This is a genomic window from Pseudomonas sp. JQ170C (genome assembly GCF_035581345.1).
Taxonomy (GTDB): Bacteria; Pseudomonadota; Gammaproteobacteria; order Pseudomonadales; family Pseudomonadaceae; genus Aquipseudomonas.
The window spans coordinates 241,172-260,636 of record NZ_CP141608.1; the positions used below are offsets into that span (position 1 = coordinate 241,172).

The window sequence follows — 19,465 nt, forward strand, 5'->3', positions numbered from 1 at the left end:
GCATCATGTTCAAGCCACTTGCTCTTGCCGCTGCCGTCCTCACTGCGTTCAGCCTGCAGGCCACTGCCGCCGATACCCAGCTGACGGTCTACACCGCGCTCGAAGCCGAACAGCTCAAGAGCTACAAGCAGGCCTTCGAGAAGGCCAACCCGGACATCGAAATCAAGTGGGTGCGTGACTCTACCGGCATCATCACCGCCAAGCTGCTGGCCGAGAAAGACCGCCCGCAAGCCGACGCCGTATGGGGCCTGGCCGCTTCCAGCCTGGCGATCCTCGACCAGCAGGGCATGCTGCAAAGCTATGCACCCAAGGACCTCGACAAGATCGGCGGCAACTACCGTGATGCCGCCAACCCACCGGCCTGGGTCGGCATGGACGTCTGGGCCGCCACCATCTGCTTCAACACCATCGAAGCGCAAAAGCAGGGCCTGACCAAGCCTGTGAGCTGGCAAGACCTGACCAAGCCCGAGTACAAGGGCAAGATCGTCATGCCGAACCCGGCGTCCTCCGGCACCGGCTTCCTGGATGTCAGCGCCTGGTTGCAGACCTTCGGCGAGAAGCAGGGCTGGCAGTACATGGACGACCTGCACCAGAACATCGGCCAGTACGTTCACTCCGGCTCCAAGCCGTGCAAGTTGGCGGCAGCCGGCGAGTTCCCGATCGGTATCTCGTTCGAGTACCCGGCCGTGCAGCTCAAGCGCCAGGGCGCGCCGCTGGACATCGTCCTGCCAAAAGAGGGCCTGGGCTGGGAAATCGAAGCCACTGCCGTGCTCAAGGGCAGCAAGCATGAAGCCGCCGCCAAGCGCCTGGCCGACTTCTCCGCAAGCCCGGCGGCGATGGAGCTGTACAAGGAAAACTTCGCCGTGCTCGCCCAGCCGGGTATTGCCAAGCCGCAGACCGAACTGCCGGCCGACTATGAGCAGCGCCTGATCAAGAACGACTTCGCCTGGGCCTCGCAGAACCGCGACAGCATCCTGGCCGAATGGCGCAAGCGCTATGACGGCAAGTCGGAGAAGGTGGCGCAGCAGTAACTTCCAATCGCGGGGCAAGCCCGCTCCTGCGGTAGGAGCGGGCTTGCCCCGCGATCTTTTTCAAGGACTTCGACATGACCGATCTACTGATCGTCGGCGCCGGCATTCTCGGTTTGTCCCACGCCTACGCCGCCGCCCGCCGTGGCCTCAAGGTGCGGGTATTCGAGCGCACCGCCACACCGCTGGGCGCCTCGGTGCGCAACTTTGGCCAGGCCCTGGTCACCGGCCAGCCACCGGGCGAGATGCTCGAACTGGCCAAGGCCAGCCGGGGCATCTGGGCGCACTGGTCGCGCCACGCCGGCTTCGATTTGAAGAGCAATGGCTCGCTGCTGTTCGCCCGCACCGCGCTTGAGCAGGAACTGCTTGAAGCGTTCTGCGCCGAGCGGGCCGTGGCCCATGGCTACAGGGTCGAGCTGCTGTCGGGTGCGGCCCTCAATGACCTGTACGGCGGCCAGTTCCGCCACCACCGCGCGGCCCTGCGCGGCCTGGATGACCAGCAGTTGTACTCGCGCGAAGCCCTGCCGACGCTGATCCGTTTCCTGCAGCAGGAACTGGATGTGCAGTTCCACTTCTCCACTCTGGTGCGCGGCATCGAGCCCGGTCGCGTATCGACCACCGCTGGCGATTTCAGTGCCAGCCAGATCGTGGTCTGCTCGGGCCACGACTACCAGACCCTGCTCGCCGAACCCATCGCCACGCTGCAACCCCAGGTGTGTCGCTTGCAGATGCTGCGCGCCCGGCCACGCTTCAAGCTGGACCTGCAGCACGCGCTGCTGACCGGCCTGAGCTGTGTTCACTACGGCGCCTTTGCCGACCTGCCACAGGCCCAGGCACTCAAGGCGCACCTGCAGGCAAACAGCCCGCACCTGATGGAGCACGGCATTCACCTGCTGGTCAGCCCCACGCCCCATGGCGAGCTGATCATCGGCGACTCCCATGCCTATGGCAGTGATGTTTCGCCCTTCAATGCCGAGCAGGTCGACACCTGGATGATCGAGCTGGCCGAACACACCTTCGGTGGTCGGATCGAGGTGGTCGAACGCTGGCAGGGCGTCTATGGTTCTGGCGGTCCCGGGCCGTTTTCGCTGTTGCAGGTGACGCCGGGCGTGAGTGCGGCGCTGATGCACAGCGGCGTCGGCATGAGCGTCGGCCCGGCCCTGGCCGAGCGGCATATCGCTCGACTGCTGAACGAAACCGATTGAGGGGATAACCATGAGAACAGCCGAACAGGTTGTCAGCGAAATCTTCGCCCTGTACCAGCAGCATGGCGATGACGATTACATCGGCGAGCCGGTGTCGCAGCTGGAGCACATGTCCCAGGCGGCCCAGCTGGCGCTGGACGAAGGTTTTGATGATGAGGTGGTGCTGGCGGCGTTCTTCCATGACATCGGCCATATCTGCGGCGGTGCCGAAGGCGACATGGGCGGCTACGGTGTGGTCAGCCATGAACAGGTGGGTGCCAACTACTTGCGACGCTGTGGCTTCAGTGAGCGCATGGCGACCCTGGTGCAGTACCACGTCGAGGCCAAGCGCTACCTCACCTTGCGCAAGCCCGGTTACTACGAACGCCTGAGCGAAGCCAGCCGGCGCACCCTTGAGTACCAGGGCGGGGTAATGAGCGAAGCAGAAGCCGATGCCTTCGAGCGCGATCCGCTATGTGCGGTGAGCCTGCGGATGCGCGAGTGGGATGAACTGGCCAAGGAGATGAATGTGCCGGTGATTGACCTGGACGTGCTCAAGGGCAAGGCGCTGGGGCTGTTGCATTGAGTTTTCGCGGGGCAAGCCCGCTCCTGCGGCAGGAGTGGGCTTGCCCCGCGATTGGGTCTAAAGCTCCAGCACCAAGGCCTCGATCTGCTCCTGACGTTCCACCTGATTCACCTTGGCCCCCGGGTTGAGCGATGACCATTGCGGATGCGCCCGCGCCTTGCTCAAGGCGTCCGGCAACGTGCCCTCGCGCCAGCTCTGTTCCTGGGGTGCGCTCAACGTGATCTGCCCCATCGCCGCATGGCCGCGGCTGTCCAGCGCCTGGATCAGCTGATGCTGGCGCAGGGCCAACAGGCGCAATACGCTGTCATCCACCGTCAACTCCCGCTGCCCCTTGAGCTTGCCAAGCAGCCGTGAGCCATAGCTGCGCGCAGTTTGCAGGGCGCCACCGGCAATCGCACCGGCCAGTGCGGCCGCCCCGAGGGTGATGCCACCCACCAGCAGGTCGATACCCGCACCCGCCGCCGCACCCGCGGCCACGCCGCTGCCAAGGCGAACACCCAGCAACTTTAGGGTTTCGGGGTTGAACAGGTCGTCGCCCCAGCGCCCGTTGAGCAAGGGAAGGTCGTTGGCGCTGGCGTCGTCCTTGCGAAAGGCATAGAGCTTGAGCAAGGACTCGACGCAGCGTTGTTCGCGCTGGCGAATGTCCTTGCGCAAGGCTTCGATGGCCGCCGCTTCTGCGCCAGGTTCGGTGACTACGCTGCGTCGGCACGCGGCACAATCGAGCAACAGCTCGGCCACCAGGCGCTTGGCACTGAGCTGCCGGGCCAGGCGTTGTGCCTGTTGGTCGTCGATCAGCCGTTGCAGGGCCGGGCGGGACTTTTCCAGCATCAGCGCCAGGCTTTCGTAGAGGCGTCGCTCGCCATCTTCCGGGGGGGCGACGCTGTCGAAACGTACCAGGGCATGCAAGCCCAGGCGCGCCAAGGCCTCCCGCCAGTCCGGCTCACGGTGGTCGCTGCTGGCGACGAAGTTGAGCACCGGCAACAGCGGCTTGCCGCAACCGGCGAGCACCTCCAGTTCATCCCGGTACTTGGCCAGCACCGGTTCACGGGCATCGATCACGTACAGGCCGGCGTCGCTGGCCAGCAACTGGCGCAGCACCTTGGCTTCCTGCTCGAAACGCTGGCGCGCCTCGCTGCCCTGAAGAAAACGCTCCAGCCGGGCCGGGCCATCGAGACGCTCGCCCGGACGCTCCAGGCGCTCGAGATAGTCGAGGAGGGCAATGGCATCTTCCAGGCCGGGGGTGTCGTAGAGCTCCAGCAGGGGCTCGCCGTCTACCGACAGGCGCGCGCCTTCGACGTGGCGGGTGGTGCTGGGGCGATGGGAGACTTCGCCAAAGCCCACGTCGCGGGTAAGGGTGCGCAGCAGGGAGGTTTTGCCGACGTTGGTGTGGCCGACCACGGCCAGCTTCAGTGGCTTAGTCATGGCCATGCTCCAGCCAGTTCAAGGGTGCGCTGTCGGCATACGTCAGCCCAAGTTGCTCCAGTGCCTGGTGCCAGTCGCCCAGGCGGTCGGCGTCCAGTGCCTGCCCGGGCAGCGCCTGCAATAACCAGATGCGTGTGGCGCCGGCATTGCGCGCAAGCTCGGCGAGCAGCGCCAGGCTGCCTCGATCCGGGGAGCGCCGCGGGTCACAGGCAATGGCCAGGCGCGCCGGTGGAAAGCGGCTGAGTTGTTCGAGCAGTTTGTTGCGTGACTCGCGACTGTCGAGGATGCCGGCATTGCTGACCGACTTCGGCAAGGCGGGTGGCCAGGGGCGCTGATCGTCCAGCTCCAGGCCCACCAGCAGGGCCCCGTCGCTGTGTTCTTCACCTGCGCTGCGGACAATCTGCGGCAAGGCTTCGGGCGCGGCATCGTTGACGCCCAGGCGTTCGCTGCTGGGCATCAGGGCTTCGCGCAACTGACTGTAGCCGGGCAGGTTGAGGTCCAGCTGCAGGCGGTCACGCCCGCTGCGCCAACGCCACAGGCACAGGGCGGCCAACACCAGGCGCGGGACAATGCCGTACACCAGCAACACCCCGAGCAGCCAGCTTGCCCAGGCCTGGCGAGCCAGTTCCAGGGCCGGTTGGCTGTCGCCGCTGGCGCGGATCATCTCGACGTCGGGGACGCTGAACCCCAGCAGTGAAGGCAGCGAGCCCAGTGCCTGGGTCAGGCCGACGAACGTATCGGCACCAAGGATGGTGGTTTCCCAGACAAAGCCGTAGCGCCGGGTGGCGAGCAGGATCAACAGCATGACCAGCGCCGTGCTCAGGGCCACCAGCCACAGACCATGCACCAGCAGCCCGAGCAGCCAGCGGTTGAGCTTTTGCCGTTGCAGCAGCACCAGCAGGGCAGGGGCCAGGTGCGCGGCCTGGGCGTCGCGGGCGAATTTTTCGCTAAGCCACATCCACAGCCGCCCCAGCGTCGCGCCCTGTTCACCGGCCAGAAAAAAGCCCAGTGCCCAGCCCAGCAGCAACAGCAGGTTCAGGCCGAGCAGGCTGCCCAGAGCCCAGAACACATTGACCGGCCGCTGGCTGTCGCCCAGGGCCGCCAGCGCCAGGCCGGCGCCACTGAACACCGCCAGCACCAGCAACAGTGCCAGCGCCAGGCGGGCGCCCTGTTTCCAGTGCAGCAGGGCGCTGCGCAAGCCGTCGCGTTCGGCCAGCCACAGGGCGCGCTGCTCGATGCGCGTTGGCAGGTCGCCGCCCTGCTGACGGGCGCGGCGATTGGCTTCCTGGTCTTCCAGCGGGCCTGCATGTTCTTCGCGCAGGCGCACGGCTTCGGTGAGCCAGCGTTTGTCCAGGTCAGTCAGTGCAGTCACACAGTCTTCCATTGATCAAGTGATCCCAAAGCATAACCCAGGCATCGCAGAACGGGCTTTGCTATCCTCGCCGGCATGAAAACATCACTTCCCCTAAGTCTGATCGCGGCGCTCGCCGAGAACCGCGTGATCGGCATCGACAACAGCATGCCCTGGCACCTGCCGGGGGATTTCAAGTACTTCAAGGCCACGACCCTGGGCAAGCCGATCATCATGGGGCGCAAGACCTGGGACTCCCTCGGCCGTCCGCTGCCGGGGCGCCTGAACCTGGTCGTCAGCCGCCAGCCCGGGTTGCAGCTGGAAGGCGCCGAGGTGTTCGCGTCGCTGGATGAGGCCATCGTGCGCGCCGAACAGTGGGCACTGGCGCAAGGCGTCGACGAGCTGATGCTGATTGGCGGGGCGCAGCTTTATACCCAGGCGATCGAGCGCGGTCTTGCAGACCGGCTGTACCTGACACGGGTCGAGTTGAGCCCGGAAGGGGATGCGTGGTTTCCCGCGTTCGATGCGGCGCAGTGGGCGTTGGCGTCGACGCGGGAGAATCCGGCTGAGGAGGGGAAGCCGGCGTATCACTTTGAGGTTTGGGAGCGGGTTTGAAAAAAGCATCGCGGGGCAAGCCCGCTCCTACCTGTGTAGGAGCGGGCTTGCCCCGCGAATTGTTCAGGAGTGCGTCAGTTCCGCGTGCTCCTGAGCCTCCAGCAGCGTCTTGTCAGTCTGCTGCAGCATCTGGCTGGTAATCGCCCCGGCCGTCATCGAACCGTTCACGTTCAGCGCCGTACGGCCCATGTCGATCAGTGGCTCGACCGAGATCAGCAGGGCCACCAGCTCAACCGGCAAGCCCATGGCCGGCAGCACGATCAGCGCGGCAAAGGTCGCACCGCCACCTACACCGGCCACGCCGGCCGAACTCAGGGTCACGATGGCCACCAGGGTGGCGATCCACAGTGGGTCCAGTGGGTCGATGCCCACGGCAGGGGCCACCATCACCGCCAGCATGGCCGGGTACAGGCCGGCACAGCCGTTCTGGCCAATCGTCGCGCCGAACGAGGCGGCGAAGCTTGCGATGGACTGCGGAATGCCCAGGCGGCGGGTTTGCGCCTCGATGCTCAGCGGAATGCTGGCGGCGCTGGAGCGGCTGGTGAAGGCGAACGTCAGCACCGGCCAGACCTTGCGGAAGAAACGCAGCGGATTGACGCCGCTGATCGCCAGCAGCACGCCGTGCACCACGAACATCAGGCCCAGACCGATGTACGACACCACCACGAAACTGCCGAGCTTGAGGATGTCGTCCAGGTTGGAGCTGGCGACTACCTTGGTCATCAACGCCAGCACGCCGTACGGGGTGAGCTTCATCACCAGGCGCACCAGGCGCATCACCCAGGCTTGCAGGGTGTCGATGGCGGCCAGGGCGCGGTTGCCCTTGTCGGCGTCATCCTTGAGCAGTTGCAGGGCGGCCATGCCGAGGAACACCGCGAAGATCACCACGCTGATGATCGAGGTCGGCTTGGCCCGGGCCAGGTCGCCCACCGGGTTGCTGGGGATGAACGACAGCAGCAACTGCGGGATATTCAGGTCGGCGACCTTGCCCACGTAGTCGCTCTGGATGGCCTGCATCCGCGCGGTTTCGGCGGTGCCGGCCACTAGGCCCTCGGCGGTGAGGCCGAAGAGGTTGGTCAGGCCGATACCGATCAGCGCGGCAATGGCCGTGGTGAACAGCAGGGTACCAATGGTCAGGAAGCTGATCTTGCCCAGTGACGAGGCGTTGTGCAGGCGGGCCACGGCGCTGAGGATCGAGGCGAAGATCAGCGGCATGACGATCATTTGCAGCAACTGCACATAGCCGTTGCCGACCAGGTCGAGCCAACTGATGGTGGCCTTGAGCACCGGGTTGCCGGCGCCATAGATGGCATGCAGGGCACCACCGAAAAGCACGCCGAGGATCAGGCCGACCAGGACTTTTTTAGCCAGGCTCCAGTTGCCATGACGGGTTTGCGCCAGGCCTAGCAGCAACGCCAGGAACGCCAGCAGATTGAGAGACAGCGGCAAATTCATTGAAGCTCCAGAGAAAAAGCGGGGGCATCGCCTCTGTGTGCGATTGCGAACGGAAATGCTAACAGCATGAAAACGAACGAATTTATATCGAAATGGAATTTAGATAGTTGTTTTTGGAATAACGAATCGCGAAATAAGACGCCTCCTAGCCGTAAATAGATATCAATTGCGAATTTATCGCATCTTCTGCTAGCGTGCGCTCACCTTGAGACCCTCCGCCAGGAAGTGCCGTGTCTTCGTGGAATACGCAGATTGCCCGGTTGTTTGCCGAGCACAAGAAAGCGCTGGAAGCCTTTGTTGCGCGACGCACCGGCAACGCTCAGGTGGCTGCCGATCTGACCCAGGAGTCCTTCCTGCGCCTGGCGCGGCTGCCGGCCGACAAGAAGATCGACAACCTGCCCGCCTTCCTCTTCACCATTGCCAGCAACCTGGTGCGCGATCACCAGCGCCAGATGATCCGCCGCGAACGCCTGGACGGCGGCGAGCCGAGCGAGGCGCTGGCCTGCAACGCACCCGGCGCCGAAGAGCAGTTGTGGGCACAGCAGGAGCAAGCGTTGATGCACGAGGCCATTGAGTCCTTGCCCGAGGCGACCCGGCATATCTTCCTGCTTTATCATGTCGACGAATGCTCCTACCGGGAAATTGGTGAACGGCTGAAAATTTCCCCGCGTAGTGTCGAATACCAATTGCGTCGTGCGCTGATCGACTGCCGTGCCTTCATCAAGGCGCGGCTGCTCAGTGACACGTCGGGGCCGTCTCGATGAACCGGCCGCCAGCAGCTACGGATACCCCGATGACCGACCCTTGTGCCACGGACGCCGACGACCTGTTCGCTGAAGCCAGTGGCTGGTACTACCGCCTGCAGGCCGAGGACCTCAGCGCCCGTGAGCGCGAGGCCTTTGCTGCCTGGCTGGCCCAGGGCCCTGACCAGGCGCAGGCCTGGGACGAGGTGCTGGGCTTGCTGGGCGCGTTGCGCGAACCGGCCCGGCAGATCCGCCAGGCCCAGCGTGCGCGCTGGAACCGTCCGCGGGCTCGGGTTTGGGCCAGTGCGGCGGCAGTGCTGTTGATGGTGGGCCTGCTGGCCTACAGCCCCTGGCCGGACCGCTGGCGCGCCGACTATGCCACCGCCACGGGCGAAACCCGTACCGTCGCCCTGGCCGATGGCTCGCAACTGCAGCTCAACACCGATACCGCCGTGCAGGTCGAGCTGGGCGATGGCGAGCGGCGGGTGCGCCTGCTGCGTGGCGAGGCCTGGTTCGATGTCAGCCATGATCCTGCACGGCCGTTCGTGATCCGTTCCGGCGACGGCTGGGTCAAGGTGGTGGGCACCCGCTTCAGCGTGGCCCGGCAGGGCGAGCAGACCCGTGTGCGGGTGGCGCAGGGCAAGGTCCAGGTCAGTGCCGACAGCAGGCAATCGGTGCTGCTGGAGCCGGGGGGCGCCGTGGAATACCGCGGCGTGAGCCTGGGCGCGGTGCATGGCTTCGACGGTGCCGCCGAATTTGCCTGGCGCCAGCGCCAATTGGTGTTTCGCCAGCAGCCGCTGGCCGAGGTGGTCGATGAACTCAATCGCTATTGGCCCGGCCAGACTCTGGTGCTCGGCGATGCGTTGCGCCAGCGCAAGGTCTCGGGGGTGTTTGAAATCGACAAGCCGCACGCCGTGCTCAAGGCCCTGATCCACACCCTGGGCCTGCGGGCCGAGCAGTACACCCCGTACCTGCGGGTGTTGCGCGAAGGTTAGAAAAAAAATCAAAAGATTTTCAGGGTTTCCCCGAGGCATGACGTCCTTGAACTCGTAGGCGCAAATAATAAGCACTCTCAGACAGTGCTGCGCGATTCGACGACTTCGACGTTTTTGGGGGAGCACCACCGATGGAAAACACCACCGCCACCCGGCGCCTGCCTGGTTTGCCGACCTTACTGAGCCTGGCCATTGCCCTGGGCTGCGGCGTGCAGGCTGTGCCGGTCTTGGCCGCACCCGCCGCGCAGGCCCAGGTCTATCGCTTCGAGATTCCGGCGCAGTCGCTGGACGCCGCGCTGGCCGCGTTCAGTGCCGTCACCCGGGTGCAGGTGCTGGTCGGTGCGGAGGTGACCCAGGGGTTGCGTTCCCAAGGGCTCAACGGCAGTTATCCACAGGACCAGGCACTGTCCCGGTTGCTCGCGGGGACGGGCCTTACGGCCACCTACATCGATGGCGACAGCGTCACGCTGGAAAAGCGCCTGGGCGGCGACAAGGCCCTGCAACTGGGTGCGACCAGCATCACCGGCCAGCAACTGGGTGCTACCACCGAAGGCTCGCACTCCTACACCACAGGTGCGGTGACCATCGGCAAGGGCGAACAGAAGCTCAAGGACATCCCCCAGTCGGTCTCGGTGGTCACCCGCCAGCGTCTGGATGACCAGAACATGAACAGCCTGCAGGACGCCATGCGCCAAGTCACCGGGGCCACCATCAAGACCTACAACTCCGGCTCCAGCCTCAACGATGTCTACATGCGCGGCTTTCTTGTCGACCAGGTTCAGGTCGACGGCGTTTCCCAGGCTACCGGCCAGGGTGACCTGATGACCAGCTTCGACCTGGCGATGTTCGACCGGGTCGAAGTGCTGCGCGGGCCTTCCGGCCTGTACCAGGGCGCGGGTGAGCCCGGCGGTACCATCAACCTGGTGCGCAAGCGTGCGCTGGGCCAGTTCGCCTTGAGCGGCGAGCTGTCGGCGGGCGATTACGATCACTACCACTCAACAGTGGATATCACCGGCCCGCTTAACAGCGATGGCAGCCTGCGCGGGCGCTTCGTCACCGCTTATGAAGACAACAAGTCCTTCGTCGACTACGCCCAGAACGAGCGGCCGATGGTCTACGGCCGGCTGGAATACGACGTGACCCCGGACACCACCCTGTCGCTGGGTGGCGCCTACCAGCACAACCACTCGACCCCGGCGTTCGGCCTGCCGGCCTATGCCGACGGCAAGTTGCTGGACGTGAAGCGTTCGACCTTTGTCGATGCCAAATGGAACGAGCTGGACGAGCATGTCTGGGAAAGCTTCTTCGAGGTCGACCATGCCCTGGAAAACGGCGGTCAGTTCAAGACCTCGCTGACCTACCGCGACGCCGAAACCCCGACGCGCAACTTCACCTGGGCCGATGGCGCAGTGGACCGAGACACCGGCGCGAGTTCGGCGGTGGCCTATTCCTACTACACCCACATCAAGACCCTGGGCGTGGACAGCTTCGTCACGTTGCCGGTGGAAGCTTTCGGCCGCACCCATGAGTTCACCGCCGGTGCCGAGTACCAGCACCTGGACAAGGACTTCACCTACGGGGGCGGCGAATACTTCGACATCAACGTGTTCGACCCCGGCAGCATCAACATCCCCAAGCAGAAGTTCGAGATGGACAACGGCAACTGGTCGAAATCGCACCAGTACGGCCTGTATGCCCGCACCAAGATCAGCGCCACCGATTGGCTGGACGTGATCCTCGGCAGCCGGGTGACCTGGTTCGAGAGCGAGGCGCACAACGCCAACGCCTTCTTCAACAACTTCACCACCACCGACACCAGCATCAACCGCAAGGTCATCCCTTACGCAGCGCTGGTCGCCAAGCTGACACCGGAGCTGTCGGCCTATGCCAGCTACACCAGCGTGTTCAAGCCGCAGACCGAAGTCGATGCCGACGGCGAGACCATCGACCCGCGCAAGGGCAAGCAGTATGAACTGGGCCTCAAGCGCGAGTTCTATGAAGGCCGCTTCAATGGCAGCGTGGCGTTGTTCCGCATCTACGACGAGAACCGCGCAGAGCTGGTGAACAACGCGCAGTACAACGAACCGCAAGGCAAGATCCGCAGCCAGGGTTGGGAAACCGAGCTGAGCGGCAACCTCACCGACAACTGGAGCATCACCACCGGCTACGCCTTCACCATGCTCAAGTCGATGAGCGGCGAAGACACCAACCAAGGCACCACCATCACCCCCAAGCACAACTTTAATCTATGGACGCGCTACGAGTTCGCCGATGGGCCGCTGAAGGACTTCAGCGTCGGTGGCGGGGTGCGGGCGGTGAGTGCTACCTACTACAAGCGGGACGTGGACTTCGTGCAGGGCGGCTACAGCATTGCCACGGCCCAGGTGGGGTATGCGTTCAACAAGCACCTGTCGGCGACGCTGACGGCCAACAACTTGTTTGACCGTACTTACTATGAGCGGGTGGACAGCGCCTGGGGGTCGAACTTCTATGGCGAGCCGCGCAACCTGACATTTACGGTGCGGGCCAAGTACTGAGGGCTTTCGCGGGCAAGCCCGCTCCTACCGAATCGCGCAGCAGTCGCCTCCAACGCATTACGACCGCTGCGCGGCCGATCGCAGGCAGTCGCCAGCGGCTACAGGGGCTGTGGGAGCGGGCTTGTCCCGCGGGACAATCTCACAACCAGACCGATATCGCGGGGCAAGCCCGCTCCTACCGAATCGCGCAGCAGTCGTCTCCAACGCATTACGACCGCTGCGCGGCCGATCGCAGGCTGTCGCCAGCGGCTACAGGGGCCTGACCTGTAAGTTGTAGCCGCTGCCGAGGAACGAGGCTGCGATCGACTGCATGGCAGTCGCCATCCAGCCGCTGCGAGTGACCCGGCCCCGGGACGTGTTCAAACAAAAAACCGGCGCACAAGGCGCCGGTTTTTTTATTGCCAGGATGCCTTACAGGCCATCGAGCATCGCTTTGTTGCGTACTGCACCCTTGTCGGCGCTGGTGGCCAGCAGGGCGTAGGCCTTGAGGGCGGTGGTCACTTTGCGTGGGCGGGACTCGACCGGCTTCCAGCCTTTCTTGTCCTGCTCGACGCGGCGTGCCGCCAGCTCTTCATCGCTGACCAGCAGGTTGATCGAACGGTTAGGGATGTCGATCAGCACTTTGTCGCCGTCCTGTACCAGACCAATGGCGCCGCCGGCAGCGGCTTCTGGCGAAGCGTGGCCGATGGACAGGCCCGAGGTGCCGCCCGAGAAGCGGCCGTCGGTGAGCAGGGCGCAGGCTTTACCCAGGCCCTTGGACTTGAGGTACGAGGTCGGGTAGAGCATCTCTTGCATGCCCGGGCCGCCTTTCGGGCCTTCGTAGCGGATGATGACGATGTCACCTTCCTTCACTTCGTCGGCGAGGATGCCGCGCACGGCGCTGTCCTGGCTTTCAAAGATCTTGGCGTTGCCCTCGAAGACATGGATCGACTCATCGACGCCTGCGGTTTTCACCACGCAGCCGTCCAGGGCGATGTTGCCGTACAGCACGGCCAGGCCGCCTTCTTGCGAGTAGGCGTGCTCGACACTGCGGATGCAGCCGTTCTCACGGTCGTCGTCCAGGGTTTCCCAGCGGGTCGACTGGCTGAAGGCGGTCTGGGTCGGGATGCCGGCCGGGCCTGCCTTGAAGAAGTGGTGGACCGCTTCGTCGTCGGTCTGGGTGATGTCCCACTTGGCGATGGCTTCTTCCATGCTCGGGCTGTGCACGGTCGGCAGGTCGGTGTGCAGCAGGCCGCCACGGGCCAGCGAACCGAGGATGCTGAAGATGCCGCCAGCGCGGTGGACGTCTTCCATGTGGTACTTCTGGATGTTCGGCGCGACTTTGCACAGCTGCGGCACTTTGCGCGACAGGCGATCGATATCGCGCAGGTCGAAGTCAATTTCCGCCTCTTGGGCAGCGGCCAGCAGGTGCAGGATGGTGTTGGTCGAACCGCCCATGGCGATGTCGAGCATCATGGCGTTCTCGAACGCCTTGAAGTTGGCGATGTTGCGCGGCAGGACGCTCTGGTCGTTCTCGCCGTAGTAGCGCTTGCACAGCTCGACGATGGTGCGGCCGGCCTTCAGGAACAGCTGCTCGCGGTCGCTGTGGGTGGCCAGGGTCGAGCCGTTGCCCGGCAGGGCCAGGCCCAGGGCTTCGGTCAGGCAGTTCATCGAGTTGGCGGTGAACATGCCGGAGCACGAACCGCAAGTCGGGCAGGCGCTGCGCTCGTACTCGGCGACTTTCTCGTCACTGGCCGAGGCATCGGCGGCGATGACCATGGCATCGACCAGGTCCAGGCCGTGGCTGGCCAGTTTGGTCTTGCCGGCTTCCATCGGGCCGCCGGAGACGAAGATCACCGGAATGTTCAGGCGCAGGGCGGCCATCAGCATGCCGGGGGTGATCTTGTCGCAGTTGGAGATGCAGACAATGGCGTCGGCGCAGTGGGCGTTGACCATGTACTCGACCGAGTCGGCGATGATCTCGCGGCTTGGCAGCGAATAGAGCATGCCGTCGTGGCCCATGGCGATGCCGTCATCGACCGCGATGGTGTTGAATTCCTTGGCCACGCCACCGGCGCGTTCGATCTCGCGGGCTACCAGCTGGCCCAGGTCCTTCAGGTGCACATGGCCCGGGACGAACTGGGTGAACGAGTTGGCGATGGCAATGATCGGTTTCTTGAAATCTTCGTCTTTCATCCCGGTGGCGCGCCACAGGGCACGTGCGCCGGCCATATTGCGACCGTGGGTGGACGTTTTAGAGCGGTAATCAGGCATGAAGCACTCCTGGCGGCTAATCAGGTAACAAAAAGGGGAAGTGAGCTTCTCTTGTCCTTTGCACCGAAGGCAGGTGGCCGCTGGTACGGATGAAGCCGATGACGCCGCGGGATCGCCGTGCGCTCGGCCAGAGCTCATAAACCCGCCGGGATACTGGCGATGAATAGCCCGATTCTACACCGCTGAAGGCTTCTGGGAATGGCGTTGTGGATGGTCGGCCGCTTTATGCTGATCGCGGGGCAAGCCTGCTCCTATCGGGTAGGAGCGGGCTTGCCCCGCGAATGGTCAGCTATTGGGCAACAAACGGCAGGTAATGCTCTTGATATAACGGGTTTCCGGGATCGCCGGGTGAACCGGGTGATCCGGGCCCTGGCCGCCGCGTTCAAGCAGCTGGATGTTGCGGTCCAGGTGGCGGGCGCTGGTCAGCAGGATGTTTTGCAGGTCGTCTTCGGGCAGGTGCATCGAGCACGATGCGCTGACCAGGATGCCGTCCTTGGTCAGCAGGCGCATGGCCTGCTCGTTCAGGCGGCGGTAGGCGCCTTCACCGTTCTTCAGGTCTTTCTTGCGTTTGATGAAGGCGGGCGGGTCGGCAACGATCACGTCGAAGCGCTCTTCGGAGGCCTTGAGCTCCTTCAGGGCTTCAAACACATCGCCTTCGATGCAGGTGAGCTTCTCGGCAAAGCCGTTGAGCCCGGCATTGCGCTCGACACCATCCAGGGCAAAGCCGGAGGCATCGACGCAGAACACTTCGCTGGCGCCGAAGGCACCGGCCTGCACGCCCCAGCCGCCGATGTAGCTGAACAGGTCCAGGACGCGCTTGCCCTTGACGTAGGGCGCCAGGCGCGCGCGGTTCATGCGGTGGTCGTAGAACCAGCCGGTCTTCTGGCCTTCCATGACCGGCGCCTCGAACTTGACGCCGTTCTCTTCCAGGGCGACCCACTCCGGTACCAGGCCGAAGACGGTTTCGACGTAGCGGTTCAGGCCTTCGGCGTCACGGGCGGCCGAGTCGTTCTTGAACAGGATGCCGGTTGGCTTGAGCACCTGGACCAGGGCGGCGATGACGTCGTCCTTGTGCTGTTCCATGGTGGCCGAGGCCAGCTGCACCACCAGGATGTCGCCGAAGCGGTCGACCACCAGGCCCGGCAGCAGGTCGGAGTCACCGTACACCAGGCGGTAGAACGGCTTGTCGAACAGGCGCTCGCGCAGCGACAGGGCGACGTTGATGCGGTGTACCAGCAGCGATTTGTCCAGGGCCAGCTTGCTGTCGCGCGACAGCAAACGTGCGCAGATCAGGTTGTTGGGGCTCATGGCGACGATGCCCAGGGCCTTGCCGCCAGCGGTTTCGAGGATCGCCTGGTCACCGGCCTTGAAGCCATGCAGCGGGGTCGCGGCGACGTCGATTTCGTTGCTGTAGACCCATAGGTGGCCGGCGCGCAGGCGGCGGTCGGCATTGGCTTTGAGACGAAGGCTGGGCAGGGACATGACGTCGCTCCGGGAAAAAAGAGCGGGATTATAACCCGATGCCTGTCCTGCAGATTCGTCGTCGCGACAAATAGCAGGGCATCGCGCGCCTTTCGCTTGCCCACCGGGCGTGACGATCGGGTTAGAATCGCGCCTCAGTCCCGAGTGTGTACATATGTCCCAGGAACTCTCCGCCGAACAGATCCAGCAAGCCCTGCAAGGTATCAGCGTGCCGCCGCAACCGCAGATCATGGTTGACCTGCAGTTCGAGCAATACATGCCCGATCCCGACCTGGAGGTGATCGCCAAACTGATCTCCCAGGACCCTGGCCTGTCCGGCGCCTTGCTCAAACTGGTCAATTCGCCCTACTACGGTTTGAGCAACAAGATCGCTTCGATCCAGCGCGCGGTGAACCTGCTGGGCAGCCGCTCGATCATCAACCTGATCAACGCCCAGTCGATCAAGGGCGAGATGAGCGACGAAACCATCGTCACCCTCAACCGCTTCTGGGATACCGCCCAGGACGTGGCCATGACCTGCATGACCCTGGCCAAGCGCATCGGCTCCCAGACCGTGGACGAAGCCTATGCCCTGGGCCTGTTCCACGACTGCGGCGTGCCGCTGATGCTCAAGCGCTTCCCCGACTACATGAGTGTGCTCGAAGACGCCTATGCCAGCGCCGGCCCCAACCAGCGTGTGGTGGATACCGAGAACCAGGTGTTCAACACCAACCACGCCGTGGTCGGTTACTACACCGCCAAGTCCTGGCGCCTGCCGGAGCACTTGAGCAACGCCATCGCCAACCACCACAACGCCTTGGCGGTGTTCAGCGATGATTCGGCGCGCAACAGCCAGCTCAAGAACCTGCTGGCGATCCTGAAGATGGCCGAGCACATCTGCGCGTCGTACCGGGTGCTGGGCAATCAGCACGTGGACCATGAATGGAATACCGTCGGGCCGCTGGTGCTCGACTATATCGGTTTGTCGGAGTACGACTTCGAGAACCTCAAACAGACTATCCGCGAGCTGGGCGGCCACTGATCCATGCCCGAACTACCTGAAGTCGAAACGACCCGGCGCGGTATCGCGCCCTACCTGGAAGGACAGCGGGTCAGCCGGGTGATTGTGCGCGACCGCCGTTTGCGCTGGCCGATCCCTGAAGACCTGGACATTCGTCTGTCCGGGCAGCGTTTCGTCAAGGTGGAGCGGCGGGCCAAGTACCTGTTGCTCAACGCCGAGGTGGGCACCCTGATCAGCCACCTGGGCATGTCCGGCAATTTGCGCCTGGTCGAGATCGGCCTGCCGGCCGCCAAGCACGAGCATGTGGATATCGAGCTGGAGTCGGGCCTGGCCCTGCGCTACACCGACCCGCGTCGCTTCGGGGCGATGCTCTGGAGCCTGGACCCGCTCAACCATGAGTTGCTGATCAGGCTGGGGCCGGAGCCCCTGACCGACCTGTTCGATGGCGAGCGTCTGTTCCAGCTGTCGCGCGGCAAGCACATGGCGGTCAAGCCCTTCATCATGGATAACGCGGTGGTGGTCGGGGTGGGCAACATCTACGCGACCGAAGCGTTGTTCGCCGCCGGCATCGACCCGCGCCGCGAGGCCGGGAGCATTTCCCGGGCGCGTTACCTGAAGCTTGCGATCGAGATCAAACGCATCCTGGCGTGCGCCATCGAGCGCGGCGGCACCACCTTGCGTGACTTTATCGGCGGCGATGGCCAACCGGGCTACTTCCAGCAGGAGCTGTTCGTGTACGGGCGGGGTGAGGAGCCTTGCAAGGTCTGCGGCAGCATTTTGCGTGAGGTCAAGCTGGGCCAGCGCGCCAGCGTCTACTGCCCGCGCTGCCAGAAGTGAACGTGCTCAGCGTGGGCTGAGCACTGCCGATTCACCCACGCCGCGCGGATCGCTCGCGGCTTCCAGGGTGTTGGCGGCCTTGTTCCAATACAGCACTTGTTGATTGCCGTAGGTCCGCCCCAGGTCCTTGAGCGTGTAGCCGCGTGCCTGCAGTTCGCGTTGCTGTGCGGGGCTGAAGGTGCCGGGCTCATGCTCGACCACATCCGGCAGGTACTGGTGGTGATAGCGCGGTACGGCTGGCCAGTTGGCAATCGGTTTGCCTTCCAGGAAGCCCATCATCGACAGCAGCACCATGCTCGGAATCCTGCTGCCGCCCGGTGTACCGAAGGCGGCGAACTGGGTCGGGCTTTCGATGAAGCTTGGGCTCATGCTCGACAGCGGACGCTTGCCGGCCGCCACCGCGTTGGCCTGGCTGCCCGCCAGCCCGTAGCTGTTGCTGCCGCGTGGATCGGCGGCGAAATCGTCCATCTCATTGTTCAGCACCACGCCGGTGCCCGGTGCGCTGAACGCGGCGCCGAAGGGCAGGTTGACCGACAGCGTCGCGGCGACGGCATTGCCGTCGGCATCGATCACCGCAAAGTGGGTGGTGTGATCGCCTTCGCGCCAGGCGGGAGCCGGTGGCAGGTCGCTGCTCGGTGTGGCCTGGTACGCCTCGATGCTGTTGGCAAGGCCGGTGAGGTAAGGCCGAGCGAGCAATTGCGTGACCGGGTTGGCGACATAATCCGGGTCGCCCAGCAGGCCGCGGTCGCGGTAGGCCCGGCGCAGCACCTCCAGCACGTAATGGCTGCGCTGCACGGGCTCGGCGCTCTGCCACGGCAGGCGCTGGAGCATGGCCAGGCTCTGGGCCAGGGCGATGCCGCCGGCCGAAGGCGGCGGGGCACTGATCAGTTCGCGCTGGTCGGCCAATTGATAGCGCAGCGGCTCACGCGTCGCTGTGCGGTAGTTGGCCAGGTCATCCAGGCTCCAGATTCCGCCTGCCGCTTGCACGCCGTTGACCATGGCCTGGGCGGTAGGGCCGGCATAGAAGCCGTCGCGGCCCTGGCTGGCCAGGCGTTCGAGGGTGACCGCCAGCTCCGGTTGGCGGATCTGCACGCCCAGGGCGGGCACTTCGCCTTGCTTGAGGAACAGGCGGGCGCTTTCCGGGTCGTCGCGCAGGGCGGTCAAGCGCATGGTGGCCCGGTCGCGGTAGATGCGGTCGACGGCAAAGCCCTGATTGGCCAGGCGGATGGCCGGGGCCAGGGTGCTTTTGAGCGGGAGTTTGCCGTAGTGCGCGGCGAGGTCGGCCAGCGCCGCCGGCAGGCCCGGAATGGCGGCGGCCAGCGGGCCATTGATCGACAGCCCCGGTTGGACCTTGCCGTCCTTGAGGTACATGGCCTCGCTGGCCTTGCCGGGGGCTCGCTCGCGGGCATCGAGAAAGGCGTACCGCGCCGGGTTGTCTGCCTCGCGCAGGAGGAAGAAACCACCGCCGCCCAATCCCGAGCCATAGGGCTCGACCACCGCCAGCGCTGCACTGACGGCAATGGCCGCGTCGAAGGCGTTACCGCCTTGTTCGAGGATTTCCCGTGCGGCCGCCGTGGCCTGGGCGTGAGGGCTGGCAATCGCCGCCTGCCCCGGCCCTTGTGCCTGTGCACACGCGGCCCCTAGCGCGAACAGCGCGCCAAGGATCAGGGGGGAGAGGCGGGCGACGAACGGCATCAGGCCTTGCCGGTAATTCGGCGGTATTTTTCCATCAGCTGCTCTTCGGTCTCGGGGTGGGCTTCATCCAGGGGGATGCAGTCAACCGGGCAGACTTGCTGGCACTGAGGCTCGTCGTAGTGGCCCACGCACTGGGTGCACAGGTTCGGGTCGATCACGTAGATCTCTTCGCCCTGGGAAATAGCGGCGTTCGGGCACTCGGGTTCGCAGACGTCGCAGTTGATGCAATCGTCGGTGATGATCAGGGACATGGGGACTCCGGCCAGGGCTCAGAACCCTAGC

16 protein-coding genes are annotated in these 19,465 nt (G+C 64.6%); 9 read left to right on the forward strand and 7 right to left on the reverse strand.

Annotated features, from left to right (window positions below):
• The first annotated feature begins 5 nt into the window (after positions 1-5).
• The 3 genes from U9R80_RS01045 (at position 6) to U9R80_RS01055 (ending at position 2,798) form a co-directional block, all read left to right on the forward strand.
• Positions 6-1,031, forward strand: coding sequence for a putative 2-aminoethylphosphonate ABC transporter substrate-binding protein (locus U9R80_RS01045; protein WP_301838587.1), 1,026 nt, complete (start codon positions 6-8; stop codon positions 1,029-1,031).
• A 74-nt stretch (positions 1,032-1,105) separates the two neighbouring features.
• Entirely contained in the window at positions 1,106-2,233 is a 1,128-nt protein-coding gene (locus U9R80_RS01050; protein ID WP_301838585.1) for a TIGR03364 family FAD-dependent oxidoreductase, read from the forward strand.
• Positions 2,234-2,243: 10 nt separating this feature from the next.
• Complete coding sequence (locus U9R80_RS01055) at positions 2,244-2,798, forward strand: phosphonate degradation HD-domain oxygenase (protein ID WP_301838582.1); 555 nt, start codon at positions 2,244-2,246, stop codon at positions 2,796-2,798.
• A gap of 57 nt (positions 2,799-2,855) precedes the next feature.
• On the opposite strand, the gene U9R80_RS01060 is transcribed toward U9R80_RS01055, so the two are convergent.
• Both U9R80_RS01060 and U9R80_RS01065 read right to left on the reverse strand, forming a co-directional pair.
• Entirely contained in the window at positions 2,856-4,220 is a 1,365-nt protein-coding gene (locus tag U9R80_RS01060; RefSeq protein WP_301838580.1) for a GTPase/DUF3482 domain-containing protein, read from the reverse strand.
• The gene (locus U9R80_RS01065; protein ID WP_301838578.1) at positions 4,213-5,604 is read right to left on the reverse strand and encodes a DUF2868 domain-containing protein; all 1,392 of its coding nucleotides are present in this window, start codon (positions 5,602-5,604) and stop codon (positions 4,213-4,215) included. Before U9R80_RS01065 ends, U9R80_RS01060 begins: the two co-directional genes overlap by 8 nt.
• A gap of 63 nt (positions 5,605-5,667) precedes the next feature.
• Between U9R80_RS01065 and U9R80_RS01070 the strand changes: the two genes are divergently transcribed.
• Complete coding sequence (locus U9R80_RS01070) at positions 5,668-6,186, forward strand: dihydrofolate reductase (RefSeq protein WP_301838577.1); 519 nt, start codon at positions 5,668-5,670, stop codon at positions 6,184-6,186.
• Positions 6,187-6,249: 63 nt separating this feature from the next.
• Here U9R80_RS01070 and U9R80_RS01075 read toward each other — a convergent pair whose 3' ends face one another.
• Complete coding sequence (locus U9R80_RS01075; protein ID WP_301838576.1) at positions 6,250-7,641, reverse strand: L-cystine transporter; 1,392 nt, start codon at positions 7,639-7,641, stop codon at positions 6,250-6,252.
• A gap of 230 nt (positions 7,642-7,871) precedes the next feature.
• On the opposite strand from U9R80_RS01075, the gene U9R80_RS01080 reads away from it, so the two are divergent.
• The 3 genes from U9R80_RS01080 (at position 7,872) to U9R80_RS01090 (ending at position 11,916) form a co-directional block, all read left to right on the forward strand.
• The gene (locus U9R80_RS01080) at positions 7,872-8,405 is read left to right on the forward strand and encodes an RNA polymerase sigma factor (RefSeq protein WP_301838575.1); all 534 of its coding nucleotides are present in this window, start codon (positions 7,872-7,874) and stop codon (positions 8,403-8,405) included.
• 29 nt (positions 8,406-8,434) lie between these two features.
• Positions 8,435-9,379 carry a FecR family protein gene (locus U9R80_RS01085; protein ID WP_301838574.1) on the forward strand — a complete coding sequence of 315 codons (945 nt, stop codon included), beginning with the start codon at positions 8,435-8,437 and terminating at the stop codon, positions 9,377-9,379.
• Positions 9,380-9,510: 131 nt separating this feature from the next.
• Positions 9,511-11,916, forward strand: coding sequence for a TonB-dependent siderophore receptor (locus U9R80_RS01090; RefSeq protein WP_301838573.1), 2,406 nt, complete (start codon positions 9,511-9,513; stop codon positions 11,914-11,916).
• Positions 11,917-12,327: 411 nt separating this feature from the next.
• Here the strand turns inward: U9R80_RS01090 and ilvD are convergent, their stop codons facing one another.
• The gene (gene ilvD, locus U9R80_RS01095) at positions 12,328-14,169 is read right to left on the reverse strand and encodes a dihydroxy-acid dehydratase (protein ID WP_301838572.1); all 1,842 of its coding nucleotides are present in this window, start codon (positions 14,167-14,169) and stop codon (positions 12,328-12,330) included.
• A 285-nt stretch (positions 14,170-14,454) separates the two neighbouring features.
• Entirely contained in the window at positions 14,455-15,651 is a 1,197-nt protein-coding gene (locus U9R80_RS01100; RefSeq protein ID WP_028943884.1) for a class I SAM-dependent rRNA methyltransferase, read from the reverse strand.
• Between the two features lie 208 nt (positions 15,652-15,859).
• Here U9R80_RS01100 and U9R80_RS01105 point away from each other — a divergent pair, with 208 nt between their 5' ends.
• Both U9R80_RS01105 and mutM read left to right on the forward strand, forming a co-directional pair.
• The gene (locus U9R80_RS01105; RefSeq protein ID WP_301838673.1) at positions 15,860-16,672 is read left to right on the forward strand and encodes an HDOD domain-containing protein; all 813 of its coding nucleotides are present in this window, start codon (positions 15,860-15,862) and stop codon (positions 16,670-16,672) included.
• A 3-nt stretch (positions 16,673-16,675) separates the two neighbouring features.
• Positions 16,676-17,488, forward strand: coding sequence for a bifunctional DNA-formamidopyrimidine glycosylase/DNA-(apurinic or apyrimidinic site) lyase (gene mutM / locus U9R80_RS01110; RefSeq protein WP_301838571.1), 813 nt, complete (start codon positions 16,676-16,678; stop codon positions 17,486-17,488).
• A 6-nt stretch (positions 17,489-17,494) separates the two neighbouring features.
• On the opposite strand, the gene ggt is transcribed toward mutM, so the two are convergent.
• Both ggt and U9R80_RS01120 read right to left on the reverse strand, forming a co-directional pair.
• Positions 17,495-19,183, reverse strand: coding sequence for a gamma-glutamyltransferase (ggt, locus tag U9R80_RS01115; RefSeq protein WP_301838570.1), 1,689 nt, complete (start codon positions 19,181-19,183; stop codon positions 17,495-17,497).
• A complete protein-coding gene (locus tag U9R80_RS01120; protein ID WP_010222176.1) occupies positions 19,183-19,434 on the reverse strand; it encodes a YfhL family 4Fe-4S dicluster ferredoxin in 252 nt (83 codons plus the stop codon). The genes ggt and U9R80_RS01120 overlap by 1 nt, the downstream gene beginning before the upstream one ends.
• Positions 19,435-19,465: the final 31 nt, after the last annotated feature.